General features: G+C 48.9%; 20 protein-coding genes and 3 tRNA genes. 13 read left to right on the plus strand and 10 right to left on the minus strand.

Going from position 1 to position 25620, the window contains the following annotated elements; all coding sequences use genetic code 11:
* The first annotated feature begins 1 nt into the window (after position 1).
* Complete coding sequence (locus LHL18_RS14560; protein WP_226767599.1) at positions 2-1924, plus strand: phytase; 1923 nt, start codon at positions 2-4, stop codon at positions 1922-1924.
* Positions 1925-1985: 61 nt separating this feature from the next.
* On the opposite strand, the gene LHL18_RS14565 is transcribed toward LHL18_RS14560, so the two are convergent.
* From LHL18_RS14565 to LHL18_RS14580, 4 genes are all read right to left on the minus strand, one after another.
* On the minus strand, positions 1986-2369 hold the full coding sequence (locus LHL18_RS14565; RefSeq protein WP_134057214.1) for a response regulator: 384 nt from the start codon (positions 2367-2369) through the stop codon (positions 1986-1988).
* 88 nt (positions 2370-2457) lie between these two features.
* A complete protein-coding gene (locus tag LHL18_RS14570; RefSeq protein WP_226767600.1) occupies positions 2458-3552 on the minus strand; it encodes a sensor histidine kinase in 1095 nt (364 codons plus the stop codon).
* A gap of 11 nt (positions 3553-3563) precedes the next feature.
* Positions 3564-4250, minus strand: a complete 687-nt coding sequence (locus tag LHL18_RS14575; protein WP_226767601.1) for a response regulator — start codon at positions 4248-4250, stop codon at positions 3564-3566.
* 17 nt (positions 4251-4267) lie between these two features.
* Positions 4268-5605: a DUF4397 domain-containing protein gene (locus LHL18_RS14580; RefSeq protein ID WP_226767602.1), complete on the minus strand. Its 1338-nt coding sequence runs from the start codon at positions 5603-5605 to the stop codon at positions 4268-4270.
* A 221-nt stretch (positions 5606-5826) separates the two neighbouring features.
* Between LHL18_RS14580 and LHL18_RS14585 the strand changes: the two genes are divergently transcribed.
* Positions 5827-7380, plus strand: coding sequence for a methyl-accepting chemotaxis protein (locus LHL18_RS14585; protein WP_226767603.1), 1554 nt, complete (start codon positions 5827-5829; stop codon positions 7378-7380).
* A gap of 81 nt (positions 7381-7461) precedes the next feature.
* On the opposite strand, the gene LHL18_RS14590 is transcribed toward LHL18_RS14585, so the two are convergent.
* Positions 7462-7656: a hypothetical protein gene (locus LHL18_RS14590; RefSeq protein ID WP_134057204.1), complete on the minus strand. Its 195-nt coding sequence runs from the start codon at positions 7654-7656 to the stop codon at positions 7462-7464.
* Between the two features lie 224 nt (positions 7657-7880).
* Positions 7881-8534 (minus strand): DUF2726 domain-containing protein, encoded by a 654-nt coding sequence (locus LHL18_RS14595; protein WP_134057202.1) that lies wholly within the window; start codon positions 8532-8534, stop codon positions 7881-7883.
* A 238-nt stretch (positions 8535-8772) separates the two neighbouring features.
* Between LHL18_RS14595 and aceB the strand changes: the two genes are divergently transcribed.
* Positions 8773-10377 (plus strand): malate synthase A, encoded by a 1605-nt coding sequence (gene aceB / locus LHL18_RS14600; protein WP_226767604.1) that lies wholly within the window; start codon positions 8773-8775, stop codon positions 10375-10377.
* A gap of 301 nt (positions 10378-10678) precedes the next feature.
* On the opposite strand, the gene LHL18_RS14605 is transcribed toward aceB, so the two are convergent.
* The gene (locus LHL18_RS14605) at positions 10679-11617 is read right to left on the minus strand and encodes a LysR family transcriptional regulator (RefSeq protein ID WP_134057198.1); all 939 of its coding nucleotides are present in this window, start codon (positions 11615-11617) and stop codon (positions 10679-10681) included.
* Between the two features lie 228 nt (positions 11618-11845).
* On the opposite strand from LHL18_RS14605, the gene LHL18_RS14610 reads away from it, so the two are divergent.
* Both LHL18_RS14610 and LHL18_RS14615 read left to right on the plus strand, forming a co-directional pair.
* Positions 11846-13441: an isocitrate lyase gene (locus tag LHL18_RS14610; protein WP_226767605.1), complete on the plus strand. Its 1596-nt coding sequence runs from the start codon at positions 11846-11848 to the stop codon at positions 13439-13441.
* Between the two features lie 176 nt (positions 13442-13617).
* A complete protein-coding gene (locus LHL18_RS14615; protein WP_226767606.1) occupies positions 13618-15225 on the plus strand; it encodes an endonuclease in 1608 nt (535 codons plus the stop codon).
* 54 nt (positions 15226-15279) lie between these two features.
* Here LHL18_RS14615 and LHL18_RS14620 read toward each other — a convergent pair whose 3' ends face one another.
* Positions 15280-18042 carry a hybrid sensor histidine kinase/response regulator gene (locus tag LHL18_RS14620; RefSeq protein ID WP_226767607.1) on the minus strand — a complete coding sequence of 921 codons (2763 nt, stop codon included), beginning with the start codon at positions 18040-18042 and terminating at the stop codon, positions 15280-15282.
* A gap of 229 nt (positions 18043-18271) precedes the next feature.
* Between LHL18_RS14620 and LHL18_RS14625 the strand changes: the two genes are divergently transcribed.
* The 8 genes from LHL18_RS14625 to LHL18_RS14660 all read left to right on the plus strand — a co-directional run bounded on the left by LHL18_RS14625 (position 18272) and on the right by LHL18_RS14660 (position 24161).
* Positions 18272-18347 (plus strand) — tRNA-Phe (locus tag LHL18_RS14625).
* A 65-nt stretch (positions 18348-18412) separates the two neighbouring features.
* A tRNA-Thr gene (locus tag LHL18_RS14630) sits at positions 18413-18488 on the plus strand.
* A gap of 19 nt (positions 18489-18507) precedes the next feature.
* Positions 18508-18583 (plus strand) — tRNA-Phe (locus LHL18_RS14635).
* A 144-nt stretch (positions 18584-18727) separates the two neighbouring features.
* Positions 18728-20893: a prolyl oligopeptidase family serine peptidase gene (locus LHL18_RS14640; protein WP_226767608.1), complete on the plus strand. Its 2166-nt coding sequence runs from the start codon at positions 18728-18730 to the stop codon at positions 20891-20893.
* A gap of 224 nt (positions 20894-21117) precedes the next feature.
* Positions 21118-22332: a phosphopentomutase gene (locus tag LHL18_RS14645; protein ID WP_226767609.1), complete on the plus strand. Its 1215-nt coding sequence runs from the start codon at positions 21118-21120 to the stop codon at positions 22330-22332.
* A gap of 9 nt (positions 22333-22341) precedes the next feature.
* Positions 22342-23043 carry a purine-nucleoside phosphorylase gene (deoD, locus tag LHL18_RS14650; RefSeq protein ID WP_134057186.1) on the plus strand — a complete coding sequence of 234 codons (702 nt, stop codon included), beginning with the start codon at positions 22342-22344 and terminating at the stop codon, positions 23041-23043.
* 33 nt (positions 23044-23076) lie between these two features.
* On the plus strand, positions 23077-23547 hold the full coding sequence (gene gpt / locus LHL18_RS14655; RefSeq protein ID WP_134057184.1) for a xanthine phosphoribosyltransferase: 471 nt from the start codon (positions 23077-23079) through the stop codon (positions 23545-23547).
* A 47-nt stretch (positions 23548-23594) separates the two neighbouring features.
* A complete protein-coding gene (locus LHL18_RS14660; protein ID WP_226767610.1) occupies positions 23595-24161 on the plus strand; it encodes a nucleoside deaminase in 567 nt (188 codons plus the stop codon).
* 17 nt (positions 24162-24178) lie between these two features.
* On the opposite strand, the gene LHL18_RS14665 is transcribed toward LHL18_RS14660, so the two are convergent.
* Both LHL18_RS14665 and LHL18_RS14670 read right to left on the minus strand, forming a co-directional pair.
* Positions 24179-24403, minus strand: coding sequence for a VF530 family protein (locus LHL18_RS14665; RefSeq protein WP_134057180.1), 225 nt, complete (start codon positions 24401-24403; stop codon positions 24179-24181).
* 68 nt (positions 24404-24471) lie between these two features.
* On the minus strand, positions 24472-25479 hold the full coding sequence (locus LHL18_RS14670; protein WP_226767611.1) for an isocitrate dehydrogenase: 1008 nt from the start codon (positions 25477-25479) through the stop codon (positions 24472-24474).
* Between the last annotated feature and the right edge of the window lie 141 nt (positions 25480-25620).

Genomic DNA, 25620 nt, shown 5'->3' on the forward strand with positions numbered 1-25620 from the left:
TATGTCTTTGAATATTAAGTTTAGCTTGGCTGGTGTATCGCTAGTGCTGGCGGCTGCATTAAGCGCCTGCCAAAGCAGTAACCAAGCTACAGACAGAAACGATGACAACAGCGTGACAGCACTGGCAGTGAGCGCCAGTCACTATCTGAACGTGACGCTGGCTGATGAGCAATATCAGCTGATGACAGATGCATCGCAATTACGTGTGCAAAAAGCGGATAAACTGATTGCCCGGCAAAGTGGTAAATTCAGCCGCGTAGCTATACAGGCATTGGGGCCTGATGATGCGCTGCTGGCAGCCATTGAGTCAGACAGCAACAGCCTGATGCTGTGGCACCTGATGCCATCGTCTGCCCAGCCGCTGGTGTTGTTACAACGGCAAGTTGTGCACAGCCGGGTGGTAGAGGACATTTGCTTTTATCACAGCAGCGAAAATCAGCAACTGAGCCTGTTTTTGCTTGGTGGGCGCGGCGGTGCAGATCAGTTGCTGTTACAGCAGCAACAGCAATGGTTAGCTCAACCTATCGTCATTCGTGAGCTGAACGTACCTTACGACAGCACAGCCTGCGCGGTTGACCATCACTCGGGCAGTTTGTATATCGCTGAAGCAGACCGGGCTATCTGGCGCTATCAGGCAGAACCTGAAGCCGATGAAGGCCGCAGTCTGGTGCAGGTTAATCAGCCTTTTGGTCAGTTGCAGGGTGAAGTAAAAGCGCTGGCGGTATTACCGGATTCAAATGTGCTGGCACTGGAAGAAGAGCCTGCCCGGCTGCTGCATCTGAGCAAAGAAGGCAAAGTACTGAGCAGTACGGTACTGGGTGCACTTGAAGAAGCCGGTAATTTATCGGTAAGCCAGCAACAGACAACATTACAGGCTTATGTCAGCAGTGAAACTGGGGCTGCAGTGCAGCAGGTGCCGTTTACGCTGGATACTGCGTTGTTGCAGCACAGCAAGCCTGCCATGGCGCAGGTTCAGCCTACTGTGCAAACTGAAGCGGCAAGTCAGCGAGGGGATGTGATTGATGACCCGGCGGTGTGGCATCATCCTGCCGTGGCGTCGCAAAGTCTTATTCTGGCAACAGACAAACGCGCCGGGCTCGATGTCTACACTATGCAGGGTAAGCGGGTACAGCAATTAGCCGTTGGCCGCCTGAATAATGTGGATGTCCGTTATGGTCTGAGCTGGCGCGGTAAGTCACATGATATCGCAGCCGCCAGCTCGCGTGATGATAATAGCCTGCAATTGTTTGCTATAGACGCCTCGGGCAAACTACATGATGCGGGCAAGGTAAACACCGGTCTGACAGATATTTATGGCTTGTGCATGTATCAGAACACAACAGATAAAAAGGTGTTTGTGTTTGTAAATGATAAGTCCGGTGTTATCGAGCAGTATCAGATAGACGCCAACGGTGCAGACTGGCAGGGCCGCCTGGTGCGTTCGCTTAAAGTGCCAACTCAACCGGAAGGGTGCGTCGCCGATGATATCAGTGCAGAATTGTTTGTCGGTGAAGAGGATGCCGGTATCTGGCGTTTTGCCGCGAATGCGGCAGCTGGCAGCGAGGGTGAGAAGATCATTCTGGTTGATGGCGAGCGTTTAGTTGACGATGTTGAAGGGCTGGCACTGGCACAGAGTGGTGACAAGCGCTACCTGGTGGTATCAAGTCAGGGCAATGACAGCTACGTTTTGTATGATGCAGCAGCACCTTATTCCGAGCAACTGCGCTTTCGTATAACCACTAACCCGGTACTGGGTATAGATGGTACATCAGAAACTGACGGGCTGGAGGTGACAACCCGCTCACTGGGGCCGGGGTTTGAACAGGGCGCCTTGATTGTACAGGATGGCCGTAACCGCATGCCGGAGCAAGGCCAGAACCTGAAGTTGGTGCCCTGGCAGTATATTCTTCAGCAGTTACGTTGATTTGATTACTAATGCCAGAAACAAACAGGCCGCAATCACATGCGGCCTGTTTTAGTATCTGCTAATTCAGTTTTGCAGCTAAACAGCGTTCGACAATATTCTTAATCTTCTGCGGTGAAAACGGCTTTGCAATAAAACCACTGGCACCGGATGCAATACTGCTTTTTACGTTTTCTACAGAATTGTGCGCTGTGACCATAACCACATGGGTTTTATCGGCTTTTGTCTTAATTTGCTGCAGAAGTTGCTGACCATTGATATCCGGCAATTCGATATCCAGAAAGACCAGATCGTGCTGCTTTTCACCAAATACCTGCAAGCCCCGTTTGCCGTTTGCGGCTTCATGAATATTACTTATACCCAGATGTAACAGGGTCTGACGTAAGTACTCGCGTACTGTATAAGCATCATCAATAATCAGTACTGAGCACTGTTGCTGGGTCATGACAGGTCCTTTGTAATTTTACCGCATGCGTTACAGTGTAACGCATAAAAATACAGGTACAAAAAATAGCTAGCAAGTTTAGCCGATGTTACTGAACAGACCATGAACTGACACTAAAAGTAATAACAACTTTGAAACCGGCGATCGCACTATTATGCACAATATTGTTGACTGTAATGCTGCCGCCGCAGGCTTCAATTACGCGTTTTGCAATACTGAGGCCCAGGCCAATGCCATTATGGCTGCTGTGGGCGCGGAAAAACGGCGTGAACAGCCGGTCAAGGTGTTGCTCTGGCACTCCGGGCCCTTGATCGCACACTTGCAAGCTTAACTGTTGGCCATGTTGCTGCAGGTTGACACTGACTTCTGAATACGCGGGGGTGTATTTTACCGCGTTGCGGATCACGTTTTCGATTGCGCTGTATAGCAGCGATGGATCACCTTTAATACTGGCAACAGGGCTAAGCTGTAACCACAATGATTTCTGGCTGGCACTGGCTTCAAGCCTGGCATCTTCACAAATTGACTCCACCAGATCAGCAAGGTCAACATTGATATGTTCAGGCTCTGCAGTGCCATCTTCCAGTTTTGAAAATGTCAGAATTTTGGCAACCAGCAAATCCAGTTTTGTCACTTCCTGCTCTATTTTGGTGATCATTAATTCAGCGTCAGCCGGTGATTGGCCTGCCAAACCACTCAGAATTTGAATACGGGCCAGTGGTGAGCGAAGTTCATGGGATACATCATGCAGTAAACGGCGCTGAGACGCGATGGCTTCGGCTGCCTGGGTAGCCATCTTATTAAAGTTTGTGCTTAAACTACCAAACTCATCGCGTCGCGCGGTCAGCTCAGGCCCAAGCTGAGTTTGCCATTTATTGCTGGCTAACCCGGCCAGTGCCTGTTTCAGTTGTTGTACCGGTCTTGCAATATAGCGGGCCAGCAGCCAGCTAAATACAATGCTGGCGCTGAGCAGTAGTAGCAGATGCAGCCATGGTCTGCGCCAAAAAGGTGGTGGCATACGCTCAGGCGGCATATTCAGCTCTGCATGTGGCGGCTGCATAGTGAAGCCGGGTGGGCGCATATGCACGTCATCCTGCCAGACAAACGTAAGCCGGACTAACATTATCGCCATCAGCAGCGTGGCCCAGAACACCAGAAAAAAACGCCAGAATAGTCGTTGCATGCTGTAAATCTCTAAGAAAAAGCAGAGTATATGAACTGATAACCTTTGCCACGTACTGCCGTGATCCATTGCTGGCCTTCAGGTCTTGGCCCGAGTTTCTGCCTGATGTGGCTGATGTGAACGTCGATACTGCGATCGAAACTGCTGAGTGGCTTACCCAATGCCTGCTCAGACAGCTCTGCTTTGCTGATGATTTGCCCGGCTTTTTGTGCCAGCAAATACAGGATGCTGAACTCAGCCCCCGTTAGTTCAATTTTCTGCTTTTGCAGGTACACGGTGCGGCTGGACGAGCGGATGTTGAGCTCACCACATTGCAATTCTGTGTACTGTTGCTGATGCTGCACCCGGCGTAAGATAGCTTTTATGCGGGCAGTTAACTCACGTGGTAAACAGGGCTTGGCAACATAGTCATCCGCACCCAGCTCCAGTCCGACAACTTTATCCAGATCATCACCTCGGGCAGTCAGCATTATCACCGGAATACCGTTGCTATGTCTTATTTCCCGGAGCAGGGTTATACCATCCATGAGCGGCATCATGACATCCAGGATCAGCAGATCAAAGCTATTCTGGCGCAGGCAGGCTAGCCCGGTCATGGCGCTGTTATGTACAGTAACGTCAAAGCCATCTTTTTTCAGGTACTCTGCCAGCAAGCCTGTCATTTGAATATCATCATCAATAAGCAATAACCGGGTCACGATATCCTCAGATACTTTTAGTGCAATAAACTTATTTTATAGTCAGCCGCGTCTGGTTCAGCAACCAGAAGGTAATTACGGCCAGCAACGAACTGTTCAGACTCTGACTCTGCCAGTAGCACTTTGTTCTTATTGCCGTCGGTATATACCAGTAAGATGCGGTATTCGCCGTCCGGCAAATTAATGTCGGTATGGGCGCCCTGGCTCAATGATGTAATGTAATACTCAGTGGTATCAATAGTTTCGTTTGGCGGAACAAAATACAGGCTTAATGAAGGGTAGTCTGTAATAACATTCACAACACTGATATCAAAATCATAAATCTGCGGCAGGTTACTCTCTTCAACCACTATCGAACTTACTACTGCGCTACTGTTTTTAAATAACACTACTGCTTTACTCTCGCCCTGGTTCAGCGTCAGTAGCGCATTTTTCAGTAAAGAATTGCCCTCCATGTCTGTGGCTGATAAGCGGTAATCTGCGGCGTCCAGTTGCAGGTAGTCACTGAACGTATCATGTGACAGACTGGTGAAAGCAATACTGTTGTTCAGGTAGATGTCGGTGGGGTCGGTACTGTCTACGCTGTTATATAACCTGAACTGCGCTGTTGCTGCTATGTCAGTCAGGTGTGTAACCGTAGTGGTATTGTTAATTACGTCTACCGCGATGTTACCTTGCAGCGGGCCTGATGCTATACGTGGAACCAACACGTACTCTGTCAGATAACTAAAGCTATAACTGGATGAGGTAAAGATCACATCATTACTGCCAGCTTCGGTAATGTAAATGATATAGCTGCCAAGCGTGAACTCAAGTGGCTCACTGATTTGCTGATAGTTTACGGTTGCGACCAGGCTGGCGTCAGCAAAGCTGGCATCCGAATCACTGATATAGACATCATAAGCGCTGTCTGCACTTAGTAAGCTGGCGACATACAACTTAAAGCTGTCTGTCAGGCTGTCATCACGTAAAAAAGCCAGGCTGAGTAAATCCGGGCTGGCGTAGTCACCGGCCAGCAGTAGCAAGTGCTTATAGCTCTGCTTAAGCTCAATACTGTCTTCCCGTATGCTGACGTCATCACCTGCGCTGTTAAGCCGGCTTAACGCTATATCATAAGTGCCGGCAGCATAGCTCACCAGAGTTGTGGTATCGGTGTAGGTTGCACTGCCTGCTAAGTAACTGCTGTCGTTGCTGTCGGTAAGCGTTAAACGGGTTGAAGTGCTGTTAGCCGAGCCGTTATATAGCTGAATATAGCTGCTGGTATAAGTTGCAGAAGTATCATCTGAACCGGTACTACCACATCCGGCCAACACCAGTGCTGCTAAAAACGGGAAACAAAGTATAACAATACGCATAAAGCCTCATCACATTAAGTACTGAATCAGCGCTAAGAAGGCTGAAATACCGAACAGTTCCGGGCTTTACTCAGCTTTACCCGGCTTAACCTTTCTTAACCTCAGTGCATTTATTTTTTTAACAATAAGTGACTTTATTCTTTAATTTTCATTGCCATATTGTGAGCTGTTGCTACTTTTAGAATTCAGGTTCAAAAAGGAACAGCAGGGAGCTCATTCTTATGCGTCGTAATATGCCGGTGACTAACACCGAACGTACTTTTCCGCCAAACCAGAAACTGATTTCTAACACTGACCTTAATGGCAATATCCGCCATTGTAATGATGCTTTTATCGCGATAAGTGGCTTTAGTAAAAGTGAGTTAATTGGTCAGCCACACAATATCGTTCGTCATCCGGATATGCCGCCTCTGGCTTACAAAATAATGTGGGAGCATTTGAAAGCCGGTAAACCCTGGATGGGGCTGGTAAAAAACCGTAGTAAAAATGGTGACTACTACTGGGTGGATGCTTATGTCACCCCTGTTACTGAAGCCGGAAAAGTAGTGGGTTATGAGTCTGTTCGTTCCTGTCCGTCGCGTGAAGACATTAAGCGGGCGGAAAAACTGTACAGTGCCATTAATCAGGGCAAGTTCCGCTCCCGCAATTTCCATCTTGGTATTCCCAACATGGTTCTCGCCGCGGTTTTGTTGTTAGCTGCCGTTTTGTATTTCAACGGTTTTACCGGCTTAACTCTGATTACTATGGTGCTGGCGTTATTGTGTTATGCCGGTTGGGCTAACTACAGCAAGAAAAACGCACTCGATAGTGTTAAAACCTTACTGGCAAACTCGTTCCGGCATGAGCTGGCGGTGAAAACCTTTACTGATGACAAGCCTGATGTAGGTGAGCTAAAAGTTGCAGTGATGAGTTCCAGAGCCCACCTTGGTGCAGTGCTGAGCCGGATGGAAGATGCTGCCAAGAGTGTGTCAGAGCAATCTGATCTGGGCCTTGAGCTGGCCAAATCGTCAATGAAACTGATCCAGCGCCAGCAGCAGGAAACCGAGCAGGCAGCCACTGCTATGCATCAGATGACAACAACTATCGCCGAAGTGTCAAAACACGTACAGGAAACCGCAGAACGGGCTGAGCAGTCTAATGAGCTGGCAGGTCGCAGCAGACAGACCGCAACGATAACACGTAAAGCTATAGAAGAGTTGCGGCAAACCGTGAACGATATCAGTAACTCGGTGAAAGATGTGTCAGAGCAAACGAAAAAGATTGCGTCGGTGGCGCAAATGATAGAGCAAATAGCCGAGCAAACTAATTTACTGGCACTTAACGCGGCGATAGAGGCGGCAAGGGCTGGTGAGCAAGGCCGCGGTTTTGCGGTGGTGGCGGATGAAGTGCGTAATCTGGCGCAGCGGACTCAGGATTCGACCAAGGAAATTCACCAGATTATCAGTGATTTAATCAGTAGAGCAGATAACGCTGTCAGGGTGGCTCAAAACGGTACCACAGGTGCAGACGCCGGGTTAAGCAGGGTAAAAGAAACCGAAGAAATGCTAAATGGCATTTCAGATGCCGTTGGCAGCATCGCCAATATGTCGATTCAAATGGCAGCTGCAGTTGAAGAGCAAGCTAACGTAGCAGAGGAAGTGAATCAGCAGGTCGTGAATATTTCCAGCCTGGCTAACAATAGCCTGACAGAAGCCGGCAATTCAGCTGACAGTATTAAGCAGTTGCAACTGGTATCAAATGAACTGCATGAATTGGTTGTCAGGTTTGCCCGTTAAAAACTGCAGCAAAATGGTGTTGTGCTAAATGATAAAAAGGCCAGCTGAATGCTGGCCTTTGTTCTTATATCCATAGCACTGTTACACAGTGATATTGATATTCTGTCCCAGGTTACCTACAGGGGATGAAGCCTGTACCTGCTCAACCGATTGCATAGCACTTTGTACCAGCATGGTCGCCATTTTAGCTTCCTGGTTTTGCTGCTTTTTGGCCATTACAGCCCCCAGTACTTCATAGCCCTGGTTTGATGCCGCAGCGCCAACGGATTGACTCATAGTACCTCCTATGCCAATTCCTCAACACTGTAACGGCGGAGTAAGAGTTTACTTTAGTAAATTATTTTATTTTTTTCACCAGCGAAACAATAGCTGGTACCGGCATAGCCATTTTACGATCTGAGCGGTTTAAGGCTGCTTTAGGGGGCATAAATAAAAAATGCCGCCCGTTGCAGCGGGCGGCATTCCAACTTAGCGCGGAGTGACTCATTTCTCCATGTGCGTTAAGAAGCCTGTATCAGCGCAGTCTGCTGCGCTTTAATCTGTGAATGTGACAAAGCAGGTACCGGCAATCTGTTGCCGCTGTCCACTGCCGGTTTCAAGGAGCGGACCGGCCGGGTTGGCCCTTTCTTCACTAATCCTTTAAACATTGGTTCTGGTTTGGCAACAGGTTTGCCAAGCCTAGATGCTATCGCCGCCTGTATATCAGCTGCGGTGTAGCCAGCTTTAATTTTCATCCGCAAGTAAGGAATAGCTGCGGCGTCCAAAGCGCCATTTACAAACCAGTCAGGTACGGCTTTGTGGCCTTCTTTGCTGGTGTTGTTAACTAAATCCAGTACCGCGACTATGCTGAGATCTGTCGGGTCGCACAGCACGAAATCGAGGTATTTGCCATTTAACTTTGTTAACGTATTACTGCGGCTTTTATCACTGATGCCGGTTTTTAATTCCATAATATCAGCCAGCTTAACCCGGTTCAGAATTTTATATTCACCGGCAACGGCTTTTTCCAGCAGCTGCATAAATGACCTTTCAACCGGACTGAATAAACTGGTTTTCTTCTGTACCGGGAAAGGGTTACCACTGTCAATAAAGCGGCTGGCAACCATAGCTACCACAACAACTAACAATAAAATCAACAGCAGGACATATTCCATGCTTACCTCCGACAGAAATTTGACTCGGTGTCAGGTATATCGCAACACAGTGATAACTAAGCACAACTTGTGCCAATATTTCTTGCTGTTGGCCGGTTCTGTTATTTATGTGCCGAATGGCTGGCATTGCCTGCATTGATACATTTTATAGTCGAAAAGCGCTTATAGTTAGTGCGTACCCCTGATAAGCCCGACAGTGTGCAACAACGCTGCTGTGGCGGTAACCAAGGACAATATTATGACAACAAGCATCAGCCGTGCCGGATTATCCATCAATGCGCCTTTGACGGCCGAATACGACGCCATTTTAACTGAACAGGCCTGCGCTTTGCTGGTGGAGCTGACACGTGAGTTCCGGCCGGCGCTTAAGCAATTGCTTGCAAAGCGCCAGCAAGTACAACAACGATATGACGCCGGTGAGTTGCCGGATTTTCTGGCTGATACCGCCAATATTCGCCGCTCGGATTGGCGTGTTGCTGCCATCCCGGCTGATTTGCAGGACAGAAGGGTTGAGATCACGGGGCCGGTCGACCGCAAAATGATCATCAATGCATTAAATGCTGATGTAAAAGTATTTATGGCCGACTTTGAAGACTCGCAGGCACCAAGCTGGGCCGGCGTAATTGAAGGCCAGATTAACCTGCGTGATGCCAATCTGGGTACGATCAGTTATACCGATCCGCAAAATGGTAAACAGTATGCTTTAAAAGACGATCCGGCGCTGTTAATAGCACGCGTGCGTGGTTTACATCTGTGGGAAAAACATTTGCTGGTAGATGGCGAGCAAATTCCCGGAGGCTTGATGGATTTCGCGCTGTATTTCCTGCACAACTATCAAACCCGGCTAAATAACGGCACAGGAGTGTATTACTACGTGCCTAAGCTGCAAAGCCATCTGGAAGCGAAATGGTGGGATGATGTGTTCCGCTACACTGAGCTGAAGTTTGCTCAGCCTGTCGGCACCGTGCGGGCAACGGTGCTGATTGAAACTCTGCCGGCTGTGTTTGAGATGGATGAAATTCTCTACATGCTACGTGACCACATCGTGGCGCTAAATTGTGGCCGCTGGGATTATATTTTTAGTTATATCAAAACGTTAAAGAATCATGCTGACCGCGTGCTACCTGATCGCCAGGTGGTAACGATGAAACAGCCGTTCTTAAATGCCTATTCCCGTTTGCTGGTTAAAACCTGTCATAAACGCGGTGCGCTGGCAATGGGCGGTATGGCAGCCTTTATACCAGCTAAAGATGCTGAGCAGAACGCTGCAATTCTGGCCAAAGTCACCGCCGATAAAGAGCTGGAAGCCAGTAATGGCCATGATGGTACCTGGGTGGCGCACCCGGGGCTTGCAGCAACGGCAAATGCGGTGTTCGATAAATATTTAGCGGGTGGTAAGCAGAATCAGTTAGACGTAAGCCGTGAGGAAGATGAAGAAATCAGCGCAGCGCAGTTGCTAGAGCCCTGTGATGGAGAGCGCACAGAAGAGGGCATGCGCACCAATATTCGCGTAGCGCTGCAGTATATTGCTGCCTGGATCAGTGGCAAAGGCTGCGTGCCGATTTATGGCCTGATGGAGGATGCCGCCACGGCGGAGATTTCCCGTACCTCTATCTGGCAGTGGATTAAACATGGAAAAAGCTTAAGTAACGGCAAGCTGATTACCAAAGCCTTATTTGCTTCTATGTTAGAGGAAGAGGCAAAAGTGGTGAAAGCAGAGGTTGGCGAGGCAACATGGGCGGAGCAAAATTTCGACCGGGCGCAAACTTTATTGCTGGATATCACGACTTCTGATCAGTTGGTAGACTTCCTGACCCTGCCAGCCTATCAGTTACTTGACTAAACCTGAGTAAACCAAGCCAAAGGCGCTGACTTGCTGACAGCGCCTTTTTTATGTCTGTTGCTCGTCGGAACACAGCGTGGAAAAGGCCGTGTTGAGCGAGCCGGGGAGTGTCTGAGCCCTGCCGCAGGCACAAGGGCGAGTTGCCCCGGCGAGAGAGGCAGGGTGTTTTCCTAAGCATCCATGTTAGCTTCGGCTGCAATGCCCATTTTGGCTAACCGCAGCAACTCGCTCGTGCTTACGCACTCACTCAGACACTCTGCGGTGACCAAAACGGGATTCCAGCCTTCGATACTGGTTCTGATTAATTCAACTCGTCTGCCGTTTCAACAATCAACCGGCGAAACCAGATATGGCTGGCGTCTTGATGCAGTAGCGGGCTCCATATCATTTTCAGCTCAATCGACGGTATCGCAAACGGTGGGTCCATAATGGCCATGGTCGGATCCTTGTCATACAACTTTGCCGCGCGGCTGGGCAAGGTAGCAATTAAATCAATGCCAACCGCCAAATGCATCGCCACATGGTAGTTACGGGTAAATACCGAAATACTGCGTTGTTTGCCCAGTTTCGCCAGCGCTTCGTCTACCCAGCCCAGCTTTTGCACATCTTTCGGGTCCATGCCTACGCCAACACCAAAGCCGGTTTTACTAACCCAGATATGTTGCGCTTTTAAGTAGCTGTCCAGGTTGAAGTTTTTAAGGACCGGGTTTTGCGCATTAATCAGGCAGGAGAAACTGTCGCGCCAGACGGTTTTCTGATGAAACGACTGCGGCAGCTGGTCAAAACGGTTGATCGCCATATCCACTTTGCCGTTTTCGACATCGTGAAAAGTCACATCGGAAGGCGTCATGATATCCAGGCTGGTATGGGGAGCCTGCACCCGCATTTTTTTCAGCAGTGCCGGGATCAACGTTGAGGCGGCGTAATCGCTGGCCATAATGCGAAACACGCGCTGACTGTGCTGAGGCTCAAAATCTTTGTTCGGTTGCAGAGTCTCTTCCAGCGTCAATAAAACGCCACGTACCACCGGTGCCAGTTCACGTGCCCGTTCTGTCGGCACCATACCATCTGATGTGCGCACTAAAATAGGATCATTCAGTAAATCACGCAGCCGTTTTAAGCCATTACTCATCGCCGGTTGAGTGATATTAAGCTGATTCGCGGCGCGGGTAACATTCTTCTCGCGCAGTAAGACATCTAAGTAAACCAGCAGGTTTAAATCCATTTTATTGATATTCATTACTTAAATATTCCCACCAGCTTTCATAATTTGACTGAATCATAGCATTAGCTAACAGGCCAGCGTCAAGCCACCTTTAGTATTAATCGTATGAATGGCCAGCATCACAAAAATCACCTTTATGAATTATAAAAATGAAACCTATAGTGTAATGCAACAGGTAACACATCAGCCTGGGAACAGTCAGCGTCCGGCAAGCCGGGCAATATGCAAGAAGAGGATACTGCTATGTCAGCTTACCAAGATGTAATACAACAAATCGCACAGTTACGTCAGCAGAATGGCGAGGCCTGGGCTGCGATAAACCCTGAGTCTGCCGCAAGGATGAAGCTGCAGAACCGTTTTAATACTGGCTTAGATATCGCGAAATACACAGCTAAGGTGATGCGCGAAGATATGGCAGCCTACGATGCTGATAGCAGCCAGTACACTCAGTCTTTAGGTTGCTGGCATGGCTTTGTTGGTCAGCAGAAACTGATCGCTATCAAGAAACATTTCGGCAGCACCAAACGAAAATACCTGTATTTGTCAGGTTGGATGATTGCGGCGCTGCGCTCCGATTTTGGCCCGCTGCCGGATCAATCGATGCATGAGAAAACCGCCGTGCCAGCGTTGATCGAAGAACTGTATACCTTCTTAAAACAAGCTGATGCCCGTGAGCTGGGTGGCTTGTTCCGTGAGCTGGATGCCGCCAAAGCAGGCAATGATGCCGCTAAAGTTGCAGCAGTGCAGAGCAAAATTGATAACTTTGAAACCCATGTGGTGCCGATTATTGCCGATATTGATGCCGGCTTTGGTAACGAAGAAGCCACTTACCTGCTGGCGAAGAAAATGATTGAAGCAGGCGCCTGCGCTATTCAGATTGAAAACCAGGTATCGGATGAGAAGCAGTGTGGGCACCAGGACGGCAAGGTTACCGTGCCACATGCTGATTTTCTGGCGAAAATTAACGCGGTACGTTATGCCTTTTTAGAGCTGGGTGTGGACGACGGTATTATCGTTGCCCGCACCGACTCATTAGGCGCTGGCTTAACCAAGCAAATTGCAGTGACTAACAAGCCGGGCGATCTGGGTGATTTATACAACAGCTTCCTCGATGGCGACGTAATCAACGGGGCAGATGATATAGCTAACGGCGATGTTGTGGTGAAAGCCAACGGCAAGTTATTAAAGCCAAAACGTTTAGCCAGCGGCTTATTCCAGTTTAAACAGGGCAGTGGTGTTGATCGCGTAGTGCTGGATTGTATTACTTCACTGCAACATGGTGCAGATTTACTGTGGATTGAAACTGAGAAGCCACACATTGGCCAGATCAAAGAGATGGTTGACCGCATTCGCGAGGTGGTACCGTCTGCCAAGCTGGTATACAACAACAGCCCAAGCTTTAACTGGACGCTGAATTTCCGCCAGCAGGTGTTTGATGCCTGGAAAACGACTGGAAAAGATGTATCGGCCTATGATCGCGCACAGCTGATGAGTGCCGAATACGATACAACAGAGCTGGCGCAGGAAGCGGACAACCGTATCCGTACCTTCCAGGCTGATGCAGCGCGCGAAGCGGGTATTTTCCACCACCTGATCACTTTGCCAACCTACCATACTGCGGCTTTATCTACCGACAATCTGGCAAAAGAGTACTTCGGTGCGGCCGGTATGCTGGGCTATGTTGAAGGTGTGCAGCGTAAAGAGATCCGCCAGGGTATAGCCTGTGTTAAACACCAGAATATGTCAGGTTCAGACATCGGAGATGATCATAAAGAATATTTCTCCGGTGAAGCAGCATTAAAAGCGGGTGGCACGCACAACACCATGAACCAGTTTTAAGGCGTTAGCTGAAACCAATTTACACTACGTGGTCAGGTAACTGACAGTTGGGCAGTCATTGGCTGCCCTTTTTTATTTCATAAATAATTCATCATAACGCTGTTCTTATACAAAAATGTTGCAATAGTGTATCTGGAGTGGTGCTTGTTCTAACCTTAATAACAGGATACGTTGCGATGAAAAAGATACTTTGCCTACTTGGCATATTCGCGCTCAGTGCGACAGCCGCCAGAGCTGATATTGAAAATGGCGGTTTTGATCAATGGTCAGCTAATATCCCGACGGGCTGGAGCCTGATCGACAATGGTATTACGCTGACACCTTCTACCGGTATTAAACTCAATGGCAATTACAGTGCGGCTGTGGCCGTCAATACGACAGACCAGGCCGCCACTGATTTTCGTCAGACAGTGGCCGTCAGTGCCGGGCAAAATTACCCTTTTAGTGTGTCTGTTTACCATACCGAGGGGCATGTCAGAGCCCGGCTGTATGTCGATGGCTATCAGAGCTATTCGAATGAAACGCTGACTGGGCAATGGCAAACACTAAGTTTCAATTACACTGCGACCACTAGCGGCACTATTGAAGTTGGCGTACGGTTTTATGATGTCGCCGGTTTTGATGGCAGTGAGCTGGTGTATGTGGACGACTTCCAGCCCTCTGCTACATCAACGCCGCCTGGCAGCAGCTGCAATGCACATGCACTGACTTTCGAGCTGACGACCGACAACTATGGTGCTGAAACCAGTTGGCAGCTGGCTGACAGCAATAATCAACAAGTTTATGCAGGGGCGGGGTATGCCAGTAACAGCAGCCACAGTGAGCAGTGGTGCCTGAGCGATGGTGACTATGCGTTCACCATAAGCGACAGTTACGGTGACGGTATCTGCTGTAGTCATGGCAATGGCAGTTATCGTTTGAGTGTAAATGGCGCAGACATATTCAGTGGTGGAAGTTTTACCAGTGCTAAGACACATAGCTTTAGCCTTGGTACTGGCGGTGGCAGCGACGATCTGGATGCCTACTATGCAGATGCTGCCGGTTTCACCGGTTATGCGTTAAAAACCGCACTGCATAATATTATCAAAAACCACAGCGCACAGGGGTATAGCGCACTGTGGACGTTTTACAGCACGCACGAGCTGGATAATTACTATGAGCAGGATGGCAGTATTTTAGATATCTACTCAGAAAATCCCAGCGGGGCGGATGCATATCAGTACGCGGCGACCGTAAACCAGTGCGGCAGTTACAACAGTGAAGCTGATTGTTATAACCGTGAGCACTCATTTCCACGCAGCTGGTTTGGCGGTGCAGTCGAGCCGATGAACTCTGATGTACACCATATCTTTGCCACCGACGGTTTTGTTAACTCCAAACGCAGCAGCTTTCCGTATGGCAAAGTCGGTATGGCCAGTTATATCTCGACAAACGGCTCTAAACTAGGCACTGCATTAAGTGGTAGTGGCTACAGTGGTACAGTGTTCGAGCCCATTGATGAGTTTAAGGGTGACATTGCCAGGGCTTATTTTTATATGGCAACCCGCTATCAGGACCGGTTAGCAAACTGGCAGGGTAACAGCAGTGAAGCCAATGCCGCACTGAACGGTACTACGACTCAGGTATTCGAAAGCTGGTTGTTGCAGCTGCTGAAGCAGTGGCATGTGCAGGATCCTGTTAGTCAGAAAGAGCGTGACCGCAATGATGCAGCCTATCAGTACCAGGGCAACCGTAACCCTTTTGTCGACTATCCGCAGTTTGTCAGCGCCATTTGGGGTAATTAACTTACGATAAAAAACGCCAGCTAAGCTGGCGTTTTTACTCTTTTGACTCAATCGCTAATAGCGCTGTTTTACATAGGCAACCACATCCTGATACTTCTCCTGCATCAGACGGATATCCTCGTTAATCACTGGCCAATCACTTTCCTCAGCAGCTTTTTCCAGCTTTAGTGCTTGCTCGGCTAAACTGATTGCGCCGACGCTCTTGGCGACAGATTTAAACTGATGCGCGACGGCCCGGACATTACTACGGTCCTGATTATCAGCATGAAGATGCAAATTCTGCAGTAAATCTGCAGCATGTCTGACAAAGTAGTTCAGATGTTCTTCATGCTTAGCCGGGTCATTGCCGAGAAAATTAGCAATAGTGGTAAAGCAGATTGGCGAGGGGGGCTGCGCCGTGTCAGTCGATGCGACGCCGGGTTTCATTGGGTCGGCCTGATGAGGTAACCAGCGTGATAGCATCGTGGCCAAAGTATCGAGTTCAACAGGTTTGGTGATATATCCATCCATACCGATACTCAGGCACTTCTGCTCTTCGCCTTTGAGCGCGTTAGCTGTCACTGCAATAATGCGAGTAAACTCAGCACCCTCGCTCAAATGCAGGCTCTCCTTGCGGATGGTGCTGGCTAAATCATAACCGCTCATATTGGGCATATGTAAATCGGTCAGGATTAACGGATAGTGGAAGCGGCGCCATTTTTCCAGCGCTATTGCGCCATCATCAGCAACCTCGACGGCGTAGCCAAGCGCATTTAGCTGATCAACAATCACGCGCTGATTCATCAGGTTGTCTTCCGCCAGCAATACTAAGCGTTTTTGTTTTCTGGCTTGTTCTATAGACGGCGCTTTGGCGGTAATAGTTTTTTCACCGGCATAAATGGGTTTAGCTTTACGCTTAGCCGCTATTAGCACAGCGTCATACAAGTGGCTGCGGCAGATAGGCGAGCTGTGCAGGTAGTAAACCCTATCGGTACTGCGCTCAGAAAGCTCAACCTGATTGGTGATCACAACAAACTGCACCTGGCTCATGGCTGGCAGCTGCTGCAACTGTTCTATCTGATTGGCCGAGATTTGCTCATAAGTTGCATCTAACACCCAGACTGCAGCCTGCTTGGGTGGCAGCGGTTTCATCGTTTGTGCTTTTTGCAGCAGAGCTTCAAAACTGTTGGCTACATCAAGCTCTGCACCTGCATATTCAAAATACGCACTTAAATGGGTTTGGTTATGCAAATCTGTCGTGAACAGGCACAGATGAATATCGTTAAGCTGCTCTTTATCCAGATACTGAATTTCATCAGAGCGGCGCATAGGGATGCGTACCCTGAATTCAGTGCCCTGATCAACCTGGCTTTGTACATTAATATCGCCGTACATTAATGTCGCTAAGCGCTGACAGATAGATAAGCCAAGGCCAGTGCCGCCAAACTTACGGGTAATAGAGCCTTCTGCCTGGTTAAAGGGTTGGAAAACATAGCTGATCTGACGTTGAGTCATGCCTTTGCCGTTATCAACAATGCTGAACTGGATTTGGCTGAAATCCATATTTTCTTCCAGCATTTCGGCTTTGATTATCACCAGGCCGGTTTTTTCCGGTGTGGTCTGGGTGAACTTAATGGCATTGCCGGCCAGGTTGTACAATATCTGCCGCAAGCGCACCGGGTCGCCGACTAAACCGTCAGGTATGCGTGGGTCAACAAACATCTTCAGGTCGATTTGCCGCTGATAAGCTACTGAAACCAGAATACGGCCTACCGCTTCAATGATATCAACCAGCGACAGCGGAATGGTCTCCAGCTCCAGCTTACCAGCTTCGATTTTTGAGAAATCCAGAATGTCGTCAAGAATGCGCAGCAATGAGAAGGAAGATTCGCGCACTGTGTCGGTCATACGAAATTGTGAGGTTGATAGCTGGGTCTTTCGCAGTAAATCTATGGTACCGATAATGCCGTTCATCGGCGTACGGATTTCATGGCTCATTGTTGCCAGAAAGGTTGATTTGGCTTCATTGGCTTTTTCGGCTGTCAGCTTAGCGGTTTCCAATGCATCGGTGCGCTCTTTAATACGGGTGTCGACTTCCTGTCTGAGCGTTTTAATGTTTTGCTCTGATGCCGCCAATGCTTCCTGAGTTTGTTCTATTTTTCGAAATAGCTGGTTTATATAACTGCCCAGCACACCGTAACTGTCCTGAGCATGGCTATCCACGCTGGCATTGAACTGCTCTTTTTCCAAAGCCTGACTGGTGCCTTGCAACAGCGGTTTAATACGGCGACTGAAGAAACCGGATATTGCAGAGGCGAAGAAACCACTTAACAGTAAACCCAGTAACAGGCTGGCAACAGACACCGCCGCATATGGCCACAGCGGTTTGATATCGGGCTGTTGCACATAGATCAGCAGCGCATTTTGCTGCTCGCCCAGCGCCACCAGCTGATGAACAATCAGATAACCATTTTGCTGCTCGGCAATTTCCTGCCATTGCGGCTGCGGCACATAGCCCTGCACATTATTGGTATTGGCAATAAGCTCAGTATCGCCACGCTCACTGTGGCGATACAGATAAAGTGCCCGGCTGGCATCACCGTTACGGGTTTGAAACAGTACCTGCTCAGTGGCGCTGATATCATTGCGGCGCAGCAAAGGGGCGACCGCACGGCTGACCAGCTTTGTTTCTGCCACCAGCCGTTCTAACTGCTTTTCTGCAAAGTTGGGGTCGGGCTTACTCAGTAGCATAAAAAGTGCAGCCTGCACTGCGAGTGTGAGTACACACATCAGTGCCAGACGTTTAAAGATCGGTTTACTAAACGACGTATTTTTCATTAGTGGTCCAATTTTTGATTGTTTATGCTGCAAGCAGAACAATTTGCCGGGCATTTTAACAACTTTTGGCCCGTTAGGTAGTGGCTTTATTGTGCGCTTTGTTCGACACCATTTTATGGCGGTGTGCTGAGGTTTTATTCGTATTGCTCAACTTATAAGCTAACGCACGGCCGGTTCTAAAATATCTGTTGACTTAAGATCGTAAAATCCGTTTAATACGACCCGCGTTGCCCAGATAGCTCAGTCGGTAGAGCAGCGGATTGAAAATCCGCGTGTCCCTGGTTCGATTCCGGGTCTGGGCACCATCAGTTCAGGTGCTAAAGTTGTTGTAACGTAGCAGATTTCAACAGCTTTTTCCATGATGCAACTTGCCGCTTTAGCTCAGTTGGTAGAGCAACTGACTTGTAATCAGTAGGTCATCCGTTCGACTCGGATAAGCGGCACCATTTTGCGTCACACAGTTTTGCCCAGATAGCTCAGTCGGTAGAGCAGCGGATTGAAAATCCGCGTGTCCCTGGTTCGATTCCGGGTCTGGGCACCATAAACACAGAAGGCCTGTCTTACGACAGGCCTTTTTGTTTCCCGCCAAACACCACAGAAAAAGCGCCGGACAGAAATAGGCAAAGCAGAGCTTCTTTGCTAAGCTCGGTCGCGTTAAAACAACAAGAAACAGGGAATTTCACCGATGAAACACGTATTAAGTATCCTGGCTGTATCCTTACTGGCTGCCTGCGGTAGCGAATCCACCACTTCTTCAGCAACTGAGCCCAATGCGATTACTATGACTGAAACTGTAAAAACGCCTTTAAGCTATCCGCAAACCGCCAAAGGCGATGTGGTGGATAGCTACTTTGAACAGACTGTTGCCGACCCTTATCGCTGGCTGGAAGATGATCGCAGTGCAGAGACCGAAGCCTGGGTAAAAGCACAGAATAAGGTGACGTTTGGTTACCTTGAGCAGATCCCATACCGGGAGCAGATTAAGCAAAAACTGGCCGCATCGTGGAACTATGAAAAAGTTACGGCACCTTTTAAAGAAGGTAAGTATACCTACTTCTACAAAAACGATGGCTTGCAGAATCAGTATGTGTTGTACCGGCAACTGGATGATGGCAGCAGCGAAGTATTTCTTGACCCGAACACTTTCAGCAGCGACGGTACCACTTCGCTTGCGGAAGTAAGTTTTTCCAAAGATGGTTCAAAGCTGGCGTATTCTATTTCTGAAGGTGGCAGTGACTGGCGCAAAATTATTGTTATCGATGTTGAAACCAAACAGCAACTGGAGCCGGAACTGGTAGATGTGAAGTTCAGTGGCATTAGCTGGTTTGGCAATGAAGGTTTCTATTACTCAAGTTACGACAAACCGGATGGCAGTGAGCTGTCAGCTAAAACGGACCAGCATAAACTGTATTACCACAAGCTTGGTACACCACAAAAGGACGATGCCGTCATTTTTGGCGCGACAGAGCAGCAAAAACACCGCTATGTCGGTGCATCAGTAACAGAAGATGATCACTACCTGCTGATTTCAGCAGCAGTATCAACGTCGGGTAATAAGCTGTTTTTAAAAGACCTGACCAAGCCTGGCAGTGAGCTGGTGACAATTTTAGATCACACCGACTCTGACACCGATTTACTCGATAACGATGGCAGTAAGTTGTATCTGGTCACTAACTTAAATGCACCGAACAAGAAAGTGGTGGCAGTAGATGCCGCTAAACCCCAACCAGAGCATTGGGTTGATGTGATCCCGCAAACAGATAACGTGCTGAGTGTGTCGACTGGGGGTGGCTATATTTTTGCCGAATATATGGTTGACGCCATCGCTAAAGTACAGCAATACGATTACAGCGGTAAGCTGGTGCGTGATGTTACGCTGCCTGGGCTAGGCAGTGTTGGTGGCTTCAGCGGTAAAAAAGAAGACAAGACGCTGTATTACACTTTTACTAACTACACCACTGCGCAAACGATTTACAGCTTTGTACCTGAGTCAGGCAACTCAGATGTTTACAATAAATCCGGTGCTGACTTTGACAGTAATAACTATGTGTCTGAGCAGGTGTTTTACACCTCAAAAGACGGCACCAAGGTGCCCATGTTAATCAGCTATAAAAAAGGTCTGAAACGTGACGGTACTAACCCGACTATTTTATATGGTTATGGTGGCTTTAACGTCAGTCTGACACCTGGTTTTAGTATTCCTAATGCCGTGTGGATGGAAATGGGTGGTGTGTACGCAGTGCCTAACCTGCGCGGTGGCGGTGAGTATGGTAAAGCCTGGCATGATGCCGGTACCCAGCTGAAAAAACAGAACGTGTTTGATGATTTTATCGCTGCTGCCGAGTATCTGCAGGCACAGAGTTATACATCAAAAGACAAGCTGGCTATCCGTGGCGGTTCAAACGGCGGCCTGTTGGTGGGCGCCGTGATGACACAGCGGCCTGAGCTGATGAAAGTGGCTCTGCCTGCGGTAGGGGTAATGGATATGCTGCGCTACCATACTTTTACCGCCGGCGCAGGCTGGGCCTACGACTATGGCACCAGCGAGCAGAGCAAAGAAATGTTTGATTATCTGCGCGGTTACTCACCGGTGCACAATGTTAAAACCGGTGTTACTTATCCGGCAACCATGGTCACAACTGCAGATCACGATGATCGTGTAGTACCGGCGCACTCATTCAAGTTTGCTGCCGAGCTGCAGGATAAAGATACCGGTGCCAACCCACAGCTTATCCGTATTGAAACCAATGCTGGCCACGGTGCCGGCACGCCGGTATCAAAACAGATTGAGCAGATGGCAGATATATTCAGTTTTACGCTGTATAACATGGGTTACCAGCAATTGCCGTAACGCTCTATATACCGGAAAAACCCGCCCGTGTTGGCGGGTTTTTTAATGGCAATACCATGCTGACAGCTGTTGTTATATTGTAAAGCGGCGCACTTCGATTTACACTGCGTGCCCTTTTTTAAAATGTAGCATGCAGTTAGCCGCTGAACACTTGATGGTTCAAAGTGGTCAGACGTAACAGCAACACATAAGCAAAAATAACAGATCAACTCAGGAGCAGGGTAATGGCAAAGAAAGCAGTGATCCTGGTATTAGACAGTTTTGGTATCGGTTATGCGCCGGATGCTGACAAATTCGGCGATGTTGGTGCGAATACCTTTGCCAGCATTGCGCGTGTGTTTCAGCAAAAAAAAGGCCGTCAACTGGCTTTGCCTAACCTCGCCAGCCTGGGGCTGGTAAAAGCAGCCAGGGCTGCGTCCGGCGGTAAACAAGCAGACGTTACCGATGCTGAAAACGTTGTGGGTGCCTATGGTTATGCCAAAGAGCTAAGCAGTGGTAAGGACACGCCAAGTGGGCACTGGGAAATTGCCGGTGTTCCTGTGTTGTTTGATTGGGGATATTTTTCTGATAAAACCGACAGTTTTCCAACAGAGCTGATAAGCGAGCTTTGTCAGCGCACTGGCGTGCCGGGTATTCTGGGCAATTGTCACGCGTCAGGCACTGACATTCTGGTAAAGCTGGGCGATGAGCATGTGCGCACCGGAATGCCAATTTGCTACACCTCGGCAGATAGCGTGTTTCAGGTGGCGGCGCACGAAGAGCACTTTGGCTTACAGCGATTACTGGATTTTTGTCTGGTTGCGCGTGAACTGCTGGATAAGTACAACATAGGCCGAGTTATAGCGCGGCCTTTTACCGGTGATAGCCCGGCAAATTATGCCCGTACCGGCAACCGGCGTGATTACTCGGTGTTACCGCCGGCACCGACAGTACTGGATAAACTTACCCTGGCCGGTGGTACGGTGGTCAGTATTGGTAAGATTGCAGATATTTATGCGCATCAGGGGATCAGCCAGAGCTTAAAAGCGACCGGGCTGGAAGCCCTTGTTGACACGACGCTGACGCAGATGCAAAAGCAGAGTGATAACAGTATCGTTTTTACCAATCTGGTTGATTTCGACCAGAACTTTGGCCATCGGCGCGACCCTATTGGCTATGGTGAAGCGCTGGAGTATTTTGACCAGCGTCTGCCTGAGCTGATGGCGGCCTGTGATGCTGACACCCTATTATTGCTGACGGCAGATCATGGTTGTGACCCTACCTGGCATGGTACTGAGCATACCCGTGAATATATTCCGGTGCTGGCGTATAAACCAGGTATGCAGGCGGCCGATTTAGGCGAGCGTCAGAGCTTTGCTGACATAGGCCAGACGCTGGCGGATTATTTTGGGCTGGACGCAATGGCGTACGGCGATTCGTTTAAAAATAAAATTAACTAAGAGATCTCTATGGCTACTCCGCATATTAATGCGCCAGCGGGCGCTTTTGCTGAAACGGTATTAATGCCTGGCGACCCGTTACGGGCCAAGCATATTGCTGAAACCTTTTTAACCGATGCGGTTTGTGTTAACACCGTGCGGAATATGTTCGGTTATACCGGTACCTATAACGGTAAGCCTGTCAGTGTACTGGGTTCTGGCATGGGTGTGCCGTCTATGTCCATCTATGCTACTGAACTGGTGAAATTTTATGGTGTGAAAAACATCATCCGTATCGGTTCCTGTGGTGGTTTGCCATTGTCTGTAAAAGTACGTGATGTGGTAATAGGTATGGGTGCCAGTACCGACTCAGGGGTGAACCGTAACCGTTTAGCCGGTATGGACTTTGCGGCTATTGCCAGCTTTAACCTGCTGGAAAAAGCCGTTGCGGCAGCACGTGCCAAAGATATCGACGTCAAAGTGGGTAATGTCTTTACCTCTGATCTGTTCTACAACCCGAGCGAAACCTTGTTTGATACGCTGGAGAAATACGGCGTGCTGGCAGTGGAAATGGAAGCTGCTGGCCTGTATGGCGTGGCGGCCGAGTATGGTATCAATGCGCTGGCAATCTTTACCGTCAGTGACCATATCCGCACCGGTGAGGCGTTAAGTGCAGAATTGCGTCAGACCAGTTTCAATGAAATGGTCGAAGTAGCACTGGGTTGTTTATAATTTCCGATTAATCGAATTTGCAGGACAGATGCTATGTCGCTATCAACCAATAAAATGTTTTATGTATCGTGGGAAGCTTTCCATCGTGCAACCAAAGAGCTGGCGCATCAGCTGCTGGGCAAAGAATACAACGCGATAGTTGCGGTAAGCCGCGGCGGTTTGGTACCCGCGGCCATTCTGGCACGCGAGCTGAATATCCGGGTGGTTGACAGTATCTGTGTTGCCAGTTACGAACACGATAAACAGGGTAGTTTGCGTATTCTCAAAGACGCGAGCCTGCAGGACGATAAACAACTGCTGATTGTTGACGATCTGGTCGATACCGGCGAAACCGCTAAAGCCCTGCGTGAGCATTTCCCCAAGGCCTGTTTTGTGACGGTTTATGCTAAACCTCAGGGTAAACCGCTGGTTGATCATTATATTACCGATATAGAACAGGATACCTGGATCCAGCTGCCATGGGATATGGAACTGGCATACAGTAAACCGCTGGCCGACAAGTAACAGACTAATCAGGCCCGCTGTTGCGGGCTTTTTTTTGAGGAACACAAATGAATAAGCATCAGGTTATGCTGGATTTACCTGGCTGGATTGACGAAGTTGTTGACTGGACTAAAAGCTACACCAGTGATGATGAGAAGATGGCCGTGGCGGTAGAGTTATCCCGTCAGAATGTATTGCGCGGCACCGGTGGCCCTTTTGGCAGTGCCATTTTTGATATAGCCAGCGGCAAACTGGTCAGTGTTGGCGTAAACCGCGTGATGCCACTGCATAACTCTACTGCCCATGGTGAAATGATGGCCATCATGCTGGCTGAGCATAAAGTGCAAAGCTTTAGTTTGTCAGCTGATGGGGTGAAACGTGAGTTGTTCACCTCTTGTGAACCCTGTGCCATGTGTCTGGGTGGAACACTGTGGAGCGGGGTAAAACGTTTGGTTTGCGCCGCTACGGCAGAGGATGCCCGCGCGATAGGTTTTGATGAAGGCCCGGTATTTGACAGCAGCTATGCCTATTTGCAGCAAGCCGGGGTCGAGGTTGTGCGCTTAGTGCAGCGCGATGCTGCGAACGATGTACTGCAGCAGTATCTTGGCGGTGGTGGCACCATCTACAACGGTTAAAGCCCGGGCAGGCTGTATCAACGCTGCTGATACAGCTTTTGGGCGACAAACAGGTCTTCAACTTTTTGCCGCGCCCAGGGCGTTTTACGCAAAAACTTTAAACTGCTTTTTACCGAAGGATCCTGTTTAAAGCAGTTGATATCAATCTGGTTTGCCAGCCCAGGCCAGCCAAAGTGGCTTACCAGTGACGTGACAATTTGCTCCAGCGTAAAACCATGCAGCGGATTATTAGCTTGGGTCATATCGATATCCTTAAAATCAGCATAAAAAAATAGCCACCCAAAGGTGGCTATGCTAACAAAATTTTTGCTTACAGGCGCTCTAATACTGCAGCTGTGAAGTCGGTAGTACCGAAGCTGCCGCCTAAATCGCGGGTAGTGCGGTCACCGGTGGCGATGACATCAGCCAGCGCTGAACGGATTTTCTCCGCTTTGTCCTGCATACCCAGATATTCCAGCATTTGGATAGATGCCAGAATAACAGAGCTTGGGTTAGCCAGATTTTTACCGGCAATATCCGGTGCACTGCCATGCACAGCTTCAAAAATCGCACAGTCAGCACCAATGTTTGCGCCCGGTGCCATGCCCAGACCACCGACTAAACCTGCGCATAAATCTGACAATATATCGCCAAACAGGTTAGTGGTAACAATAACGTCAAACTGCTGCGGGTTCATCACCAGTTGCATACAGGCGTTATCAACAATCATTTCCTGCGCTTCGATATCCGGGTAACGGGTAGCAACTTCGCGCGCGGTTTTCAGAAATAAACCCGAGGTTGATTTCAGAATATTGGCTTTATGCACGATGGTCACTTTTTTGCGTTTTTCGCGCCGGGCTGTTTCAAAAGCAAATACCGCAATACGTTCTGCACCTTCGCGGGTAACGATGCTGGTGGCTTCTGCAACTAAACCATCGGCAGACACGACCTGGCCATGCCCTGAGTACATACCTTCGGTATTTTCACGGATGGTGATGATGTCAATATTTTCATAACGGGCTTTGGTGCCTTTGAATGAGATCACCGGGCGCACGTTAGAATACAGGTTGAATTTCTTACGTAAGGTTACGTTAATTGACGTGAAACCTTCACCAACAGGTGTGGTGAGAGGGCCTTTTAACGTGATCTTGTTGCGGGTAATTGCATCTAATGTAGCTTGTGGCAGCAACTCGCCGGTTTTTTCCAGTGCAGTTAAACCGGCATCGACATACTCATATTCAAATTCACAGCCAACTTTATCCAGCACCTGAATGGCGGCTTCAACAATGCTCGGGCCAATGCCATCGCCTTTAATGACAGTAATAGTTTGTTTGCTCATGGGGATCCTTAGCTGTCGTAATTATTCGGGTCGTAGTTATTCGACGTACTTAATCAGACGTACTTGTTTGAAAACGGCCTCTGGCGGGCCTGAAAACGGCGCAGAATATAGCATTTTTCGGCACATTACGCCAGTTTGCTA

The organism is Rheinheimera aquimaris (assembly GCF_020531985.1).
In the GTDB taxonomy this organism is placed as follows: Bacteria; Pseudomonadota; Gammaproteobacteria; order Enterobacterales; family Alteromonadaceae; genus Alishewanella; species Alishewanella aquimaris.